Here is a 7,520-nt window from a genome sequence, read left to right as displayed (position 1 = left end):
CTGCTGCTAGAAACTTCCGAGCTGGAACTGGATTTCGGTACAGCAAGAATCGGGTAATCCTTACCCTGCACCCAGACTTCGCCCGAAATATCCTCCTCGAGAATATCATCGGAGGGCTTTACATAGGCATGAAGCGCCTTTGCTACCGTAGAATCCTTGAATTCCGCAGCCGTCGCGGGCAAACCAAATTTGCTCGTGTACGGGTCAGATGCGTTCTGCAAGTAATAGTTATTTTCTGCCTTTACCTGTTGTACGTTCGCGCATACATTCCACACGGCAGGTTCCATATCAGTTCTTCCCGCTTCGGAAAAGAGAATGCCCATATTGTAATTATTTACGATATAGATGCTGTCAAGATACGATCCACAACTAGAAACCCTAACAAGTCCAACCGGAGCCGCACTACTATATTCCCCATAAGCAGAAACTTTGCCCAAGTTATAGTTATTCGCGACAAGTAGATTATGACGACTCAACCCGATAAGACCCGCTACAGAACCTTCCGATGAAACGCTTCCTGTATTGAAGCTACGCATTAAAGTCAAATGCGAAGTTACGTAACCATCTATGTGGCCTTGAAGCGAGGTCGTCTCTCCAATCAGACCTCCCGCACTGTATTTAGCATACACATCTCCCGTATTGAAGCAATTATCAATCACGGAAATTCCTATTTCCAATTCCCCAACAAGTCCCCCCACTTCAAAACCAGTCAATCCGGCTGCATTATGGCTATCGTAGATAGTCAGATCACCACCGACACCAACAAGTCCCCCAACTCGGAATCCCTCTATACTACCCGACACGCTGGAGTTTCGTATAGTCAGTTTATTGCTCGCGCTACCAACCAAGCCTCCTGTTGTGTCCAGCCCATTCAATACGCCATCAAAAGAACAATTTTCAATAACCAGTTCCCCCCCCGGCACTGTATACTCGGAACCATATACCGGATAATGTTTTTCAGGCCCCCTGATCCAACCGACAAAACCACCTATAGACTCGTCTCCTATATAATAGGACGTCGCAATCCTCAGGTTCTTGATAACAGCATATCCAGTCGAATCCCCATATCCAGACACTGTCCCGATAAAACCGAGATTATCATCAACTGCACTTACGCCACCACAATAGATTCCAGTAATCGTATGTCCTTGCCCATCGAAGGTGCCCGTAAACTCCGCAATGGGTTCCCAGACTAGGAACTTCGCTGTATCTGCCGTATTGAGCTTGCCGTTCTTAATCACATTTTCGTTCACCACGATATCCTGGGTAAGCTTGGCGCACACGTTACCGACACGACCATCGTGCATCCCGTGTGCCCCGTTGACATACGCCGCAAAGCCATACAGTTCGGCAGCATCCGAAATGGCAAAGCAAGAATCCGCATCGACCTCAGGCATTTTCAGTTTGAACCAGGACGCATAGAAAGTCTTTGCACCCTTTTCTGTCGCATCAATTGCATACACCGGCGTTCCCGAGAGATCCTCGTTTTCGTACCAGCCCGCAAAGAAGAACGAATCGCGGGAAACCTTGACAGGGAGGTTCACCCCATAACGTTCTATGTATTGGTCTATTTCACTGTCTTCAATTGTACCACCATTTGTATGGAAGGTAATCGGATAGTTATTCAGTAGATATGCCCAGTATTCCTTGTCTCCCGATTCCGTAGAATCGATATAGAACACAAGATTCTCGTCCTTGAATTCGGGACTAGTCGACCAGCAACAGAAAGTCGTATTTTCCTTGATTACCTCAGTAGGAAGAGCCTTCCGCAAACCGGAAATGTAACTGTCAAAATAGATCGCCGTATCGCCTTCGAACGTATGGAACGTCACCTTGTACTTTTGCGAAGCGGAATTCTTGACTTCGCCCGAAAAATTCGGCAAGCGATCCACGCCAACATTTTGCCCCCACACGGAGCCGTTCACGCCTTCATGCAAGGCAACTGCCACGACGCCGTTCTGGAACTGTCCCGTCGTAGCCGAATCTCCAAGATCTTGGCTACCATCTAAATTAAGATAATAAGTGTTATCAACAGCGATTTTCGCTCCATAATGGCTACCAATCAGCGGAGATAAGCCCTCCAATTTTTCCGAAGCCGGGTTCCATACACTGAAGCTATTTGAAATCTTGACCAGATTGACCTCGTCGTTAATATAACCCACGAGACCACCCGCATTTTGGAAACCAACACCGAGAACGATTCCCGCATTATAGCAATTCTCGATTTCCATATTTCCCTTAAAAATACCACCAACAAGGCCCCCCATAGCAGAAAACGACTGGTAGCTATAGATAGTGGAAGTGCTGTAGACATTGGATATTTTCGCATGGGGAACCAGTTCTTTAGATGAAGGATAAATCAGTTCTCCCACGACCACGCCAACATAATAAGTATTCGCCCCCAAATAGGAATCCACTACTCCGAAATTACTAAGTTCGGCATACTTATCGGACGAACCGACTAGACTTCGGAATAAACCAAAAGACTGTTCTTCCTGTTCTTCGGAATTATCGTAGAAAAGCCCCGAAATCGTATGCCCCTTCCCGTCGAACTTTCCCGAGAAAAGGTCTATCGGCGTCCAGGAAGCAAAGCCTGCCGAGGCGTCCGTATTGAGCGATCCATCTTCGTTCAATACATTCTCGTTCACCACGATATCGTTTGCAAGTGTTGCACAGGCCGACTTTTCGGCGGCGTTGCCGTTAGCTCCATTCACGACAGCGGCAAAACCGTAAAGTTCCGCGGCATCGCTAATGACATAGCAACCGTCCGACTTGGCCGGAGTCTTCGGGGTAATGGTTGCGGCATAGGGCATTGCTCCCAATATGCACAAAGACAAACCAAATAATTCAGGTATATGTTTCATAAGGGGCCTCGTTTATGCTCTGAATATAAAAAAATTATGTTTCCTTTTTTATTTCTTATTATATTATTATCTAAAATAAATTCCTCGAATTTAAAGGTGTTTTATGAATATCAAAAAAATCGCGATAACAGCCATTCTCACGGCATTTCCTCTCGTTTCCGCATGTAGTGACGACAGTTCGAGCAGTCCTTCTACAGGCGATTCCGCAACAGAGCCCCTAGCAGAATGCACGGCGCCGGCATACCTAAAGAAAGGCGACAAGGTCGCTCTCCTTTCCCCTTCGTACAGCACTCCGGACTCTAACATTCAAAAGACCGCAGACGCAATCAAGGAATGGGGTTTTACCCCAGTAATCGGGAAAAATGTGAACAAGCTCGATGCGGGCAAGTACGCAGGCACAGCCGAAGAGCGTGCCGACGACTTTGTCAAGGCTCTGAAGGACACAAGCATCAAGGCAATCCTCTGCAATCGTGGTGGCTACGGCACAATCCAGCTAGTCGATTTGATTGACCAGAACCTCGTGAAGGACAATCCCAAGTGGCTAATCGGTTTTAGCGACATCACGACATTGCATGCCATGCAAACAAATGCCGGCGTCATGAGCATTCATGGCACAATGAGTTCCTTCATCGCAAAAACAGGCGGGACAGACGACAATAGTACGCTCGTACGTGACCTGCTGAAGGGAGAAGTTCCGACATACAAGGTTCCAAAGCACAAATACAATCAGAAAGGATCCGCCGAAGGCATCCTCGTCGGCGGTAACATGGCAACATTCGTTCCACTCGTAGGCATGTCCGATATTGACATATTCACGAAAGACGGAATCATCCTTTTTATGGAAGAAATCGGCGAATCCTTGCATAACATAGACCGCATGTTCAATACTTTGGAACTTCACGGAGTTCTAGAAAATGTCCGTGGAGTGATTCTTGGCGAATTCGTGGATTCCGGTTCCGATCTAGAATATGCCACTACCGAAGAAATGCTTTCCAAGTACCTCAAGAAATACGACATTCCCGTCATTTGTGGATTTCCGGCAGGACATGACGACATGAACCTTCCCCTCGTCATGGGTGCAAAGGTTAAAATGGATGTCACAGACAAAGGTGCCACGCTCGCTTTCGACATGGATGGCGAAAAGAAAGATGTCGATACCGGTAAGCTAGCCCCGAAGACGGCGCTTTCCAAGGCATTGCTCAAGATGCTTTCGGGCAAGATTTTCGATATCGGGGATTAACTATTTCCCGTTATAGCGTTCCATGCACTTCTCGATACCGAACTTGAAATAGCATTCGACTAGTGCAGGAACCTTAGCTACCGCCTCTTCAAAAACGGGACGGTCTTCAGGAGAAAACTTCGCAAGAACCCAGTTGGAAAGGTCAAACTTAGGCGGGCACTTACCGACACCGAAACGGATGCGAGGGAACTTATCGCCTATGTGCTCGATTATGTTCCTAAGTCCATTCTGTCCACCGTGACTGCCATCCTTACGGCAACGGATACGGCCGACATCCAGGTTAACATCGTCGCTGAAAACTAGCAGATGATCCACCTTCACCTTGTACCAGGTCATGAGAGCCTGCACCGCTTCGCCCGACAGGTTCATGTAAGTCTGGGGTTTCGCGAGGAGGCATTCCTCGCCCGCGATGTTCACCTTCATGGTTAGAGCCTTGTGTTCGCTTTTCCATTCCTTGCCGGAGTCGGCTAATTTTTCAAGCGCCATGAAGCCTGCATTGTGGTGGGTGTTAGAATATTGTGTACCGGGATTTCCGAGACCGACGATAATGTACATAACCTATATCCGCGTTACTTAAAACGGTAATCCAACGAATCACCGTCATTTTCTATGATTAGGTAAAGGCTACCGCCTTCCAGTTCCGTATCAAACACAAACTGTTGCTCCACACCGGAGCCATCAGTCGTTTTGGTATACCTGACGCGAAAAATGAAATCTCCGACCCAGTCTTCTTCGATAACGCGACTGCGTTCCCCAGGCAAAAGAACTTCCTCAATCCAAGTTTTATAAGCCGAACTGTCCTTCGCCAAGACATCCAGTCCAAGCAGAGTATAGTCCTCGGTTGCATTTTCAACTTGCAACCTCGATGTGGAATCCAGGAACCAATGGCTGAGACACCCCGTAAGCAGCAAGCAAAGCATCAAGAACGAAAGTAACGCTATTACACGCTTCATTACAGACCTCCTTCTGCCATTGAGTCGGATTCCTTTTCGTAACGGACTCCCGTAGCCTCAATAGTCTTAGGCGCAGAGCGATCATTTGACTTTGGAGAAAGGAAATTATCTTTTTTCTGATTTTTGTCAAACTGCTTGATGACATTCGTTTCCATAGGAGCACTACGGGCAGCACCACGGTTGAACAACCAACCGTCTATAGTAGCGAGGTTGAACTTGAATTCTACAAGGAACGTTCCCTTCGCGCCAAAGAAGTTTTCGTAATCGTAGGCGGCATTGTAGGCAAAACGGGCAAAGAGCAAGTCGATCGCTCCACCCCACAGCCAGTCATCTTCACCTTCAACCCGGTCTTCTTCCACCTTCCTCTTGTCACGACGCAGACATGTTGCCTCGAAACCGATCATGCGGGAGGGATCTGGGTAAAACTTGAGAGCTGCGCTGTGGAACCAGTTATCGTCCAAGTCAATCGCAACTTCAGCATAAAGGCGCTGGTCATAAAGATTCTGTTCCCAATTAACACGCATGGAATCGATATCGTTTTCGTCATCGGTATTGTACATGGAAAGCGATACGTTCGGCAAGTACGTAAGCGGACCGGACTTTCGGCCACCATAAATAGCGCGGCTTTCCAGGTCAAGCGAAAAACGGAACAGGCGCCAGTCCGTGCGGAAGAAATTGGCCTGGGCACTGAATTTGCTAAAGCGCAAGTGAGCCCAGCTGTATAGGAGGGAGTCGTCTTCGTGCGGGTTGAACTTACCTACATGTTCGACATTCTGGTGTTGCATACCAGCTGCCAAAGTCCAATCCATCCGAGCATCGGTCATGGAAAAGCCCCAAGTAATCACCGAGCGTTGCAAAGAAAAGTCGTTATATTGCGGGAAAAAGAAAAAATCCTCGCCATCCCAGCCAGACCGGTCATACCAAAGCAGCGCACCCAGATGACGTCCCTTGGCCACCTCACCCGCACCGAATCCCGCAAAATGATGATTGAAGGCAAAGCCGTCATGTTCTCCGTAGTCGCTTAAAAGCGGAGTCTGGTGAGGAGAAGGCAGGTAATAAAAGCCGAGGTCGATATAACCTCCGCGACCGCCACGCATAATCTCCCCGATTTCGGACAAGTGACGGTCCCGGGTTACGGCACCGTTTGCAGAAAGCGCTGCAGGAGTAATTCCATCAGCAAAGGCAAAACAGGCAACCACAAGTAACGTCAAAAGGAATCTAGTTACAAACTGCATAATTCAAATGTAGAAAAAAGATAGTTTCTTTTTTCTCTAGCCAGACATAAAATCAGGCTATAGCGAGAATTGCTATATTTGGGGCATGAGCGAAGAAGAAAAGGCATTAATTGCAGCATGGAGCGATCATTCCCGCATGTGGCAAGACAACAAGTGGGTGTACCCTGTTATCAGTCGCAGGGCGGGCGGACTTTCTGTCGGAATCAACCTGAATCCCGACCATCGCTGTTCCTTTTCTTGTGCCTACTGTCAAAGCGGGCCACAAGAAAATCATCCCGTTGTTCCGATAGATGTCGATGCCGTAGAACGGGAACTCCGCGAATTTCTTGCCTATTACGAGTCGGGGGATTTTGCGAAAAGCAAATTTTTCGGTCATGTACCCGAAGACAATAAAATCATCAAGGACATTTGCCTTTCGGGCGACGGAGAATCGACGATTGTCAAGGAATTTCCCGAAGTATGTCGACGCATGCGCAATATCCAACGTGATTACGCAGATAAACTATCGTTCAAGCTTCGTCTGATTACCAATGCGAGCCGTCTTTCTAGTCCAATCGTCGAAGAAGGCCTCGGCACGCTCCTCGAAAATAACGGCGAAATCTGGGCAAAGCTCGATGCTGGTACAGAAGACTGGTTCAAAAAAATTAACCGATCCTCACTACACCTTTCGACAATCCTGGACAACCTTGAAAAGGCAATCCGCCTTTATCCCATCTGCATTCAGACCATGCTCTGCAACCTGCAGGGGCAGGTTCCCGACGAGCTCCAAATCAATCAGTACATCGAAAACCTGAAACGGCTTTACAGCGCAGCCCCGGACCATTTTGTCGAGGTGCAACTCTATACCGTCATACGCCATACGCTACTCACCGACGTGACGCCGCTACCCAAGGAATTCCTGGAAGATGTCAAAACAAAAATCACCGACACATTGCCGGTGACCGTAAGATGTTTCTGATAAGCCCTAGCTTCCTATTTTAAATCAATTCTTCAGGAGGTAGGTGTTCAGAACTTTCGGGTTCCTGGTAGCAGGTTTCCGGAACCTGGACCTGCATCTGGAAATAAGCCCTATGGGCAGCAACCACGCGTTCGCGGGCAAACTCTGCATTCTTCCATTCGCCAATCTGGACATCCTTGCCTTCGAGTTCCTTGTAGTTCTGGAAAAAGTTCTTCGTAATGCGGAGGAACATCTGGTCCACGTCGCCAATGTCCTTGATCGGACGCGGGT

At 48.0% G+C, this 7,520-nt stretch carries 7 protein-coding genes; 2 read left to right on the top strand and 5 right to left on the bottom strand.

Going from position 1 to position 7,520, the window contains the following annotated elements; all coding sequences use genetic code 11:
* On the bottom strand, positions 1–2,813 hold a 2,813-nt coding region (locus Q0628_RS00830; RefSeq protein WP_298767612.1), incomplete at its 3' end, for an InlB B-repeat-containing protein.
* A gap of 154 nt (positions 2,814–2,967) precedes the next feature.
* Here Q0628_RS00830 and Q0628_RS00825 point away from each other — a divergent pair.
* Positions 2,968–4,104, top strand: a complete 1,137-nt coding sequence (locus tag Q0628_RS00825; RefSeq protein ID WP_298767610.1) for an LD-carboxypeptidase — start codon at positions 2,968–2,970, stop codon at positions 4,102–4,104.
* Here Q0628_RS00825 and pth read toward each other — a convergent pair whose 3' ends face one another.
* Genes pth through Q0628_RS00810 form a run of 3 tightly spaced genes read right to left on the bottom strand, consistent with a single transcriptional unit; the run spans position 4,105 to position 6,292 of the window.
* The gene (pth, locus tag Q0628_RS00820; RefSeq protein WP_298767607.1) at positions 4,105–4,659 is read right to left on the bottom strand and encodes an aminoacyl-tRNA hydrolase; all 555 of its coding nucleotides are present in this window, start codon (positions 4,657–4,659) and stop codon (positions 4,105–4,107) included.
* A gap of 14 nt (positions 4,660–4,673) precedes the next feature.
* The gene (locus Q0628_RS00815) at positions 4,674–5,057 is read right to left on the bottom strand and encodes a hypothetical protein (RefSeq protein ID WP_298767605.1); all 384 of its coding nucleotides are present in this window, start codon (positions 5,055–5,057) and stop codon (positions 4,674–4,676) included.
* Positions 5,057–6,292: a hypothetical protein gene (locus tag Q0628_RS00810; RefSeq protein WP_298767603.1), complete on the bottom strand. Its 1,236-nt coding sequence runs from the start codon at positions 6,290–6,292 to the stop codon at positions 5,057–5,059. The genes Q0628_RS00815 and Q0628_RS00810 overlap by 1 nt, the downstream gene beginning before the upstream one ends.
* Before the next feature lie 85 nt (positions 6,293–6,377).
* Here Q0628_RS00810 and Q0628_RS00805 point away from each other — a divergent pair, with 85 nt between their 5' ends.
* Positions 6,378–7,250: a hypothetical protein gene (locus Q0628_RS00805; RefSeq protein WP_298767601.1), complete on the top strand. Its 873-nt coding sequence runs from the start codon at positions 6,378–6,380 to the stop codon at positions 7,248–7,250.
* A 19-nt stretch (positions 7,251–7,269) separates the two neighbouring features.
* Here the strand turns inward: Q0628_RS00805 and Q0628_RS00800 are convergent.
* Positions 7,270–7,520 (bottom strand): inorganic diphosphatase (locus Q0628_RS00800; protein ID WP_298767599.1); only part of this gene is annotated, 251 nt, incomplete at its 5' end.

The sequence above is a fragment of the uncultured Fibrobacter sp. genome, assembly GCF_937877005.1.
Classification (GTDB): Bacteria; Fibrobacterota; Fibrobacteria; order Fibrobacterales; family Fibrobacteraceae; genus Fibrobacter.
This window is presented reverse-complemented; position numbering and strand designations above follow the sequence as displayed.

Excerpts from the sequence above, each read along its gene's own strand:
- Q0628_RS00825 (WP_298767610.1), top strand. The coding sequence starts at position 2,968 with ATGAATATCAAAAAAATCGCGATAACAGCCATTCTCACGGCATTTCCT.
- pth (WP_298767607.1), bottom strand. The coding sequence starts at position 4,659 with ATGTACATTATCGTCGGTCTCGGAAATCCCGGTACACAATATTCTAAC.
- Q0628_RS00815 (WP_298767605.1), bottom strand. The coding sequence starts at position 5,057 with ATGAAGCGTGTAATAGCGTTACTTTCGTTCTTGATGCTTTGCTTGCTG.
- Q0628_RS00810 (WP_298767603.1), bottom strand. The coding sequence starts at position 6,292 with ATGCAGTTTGTAACTAGATTCCTTTTGACGTTACTTGTGGTTGCCTGT.
- Q0628_RS00805 (WP_298767601.1), top strand. The coding sequence starts at position 6,378 with ATGAGCGAAGAAGAAAAGGCATTAATTGCAGCATGGAGCGATCATTCC.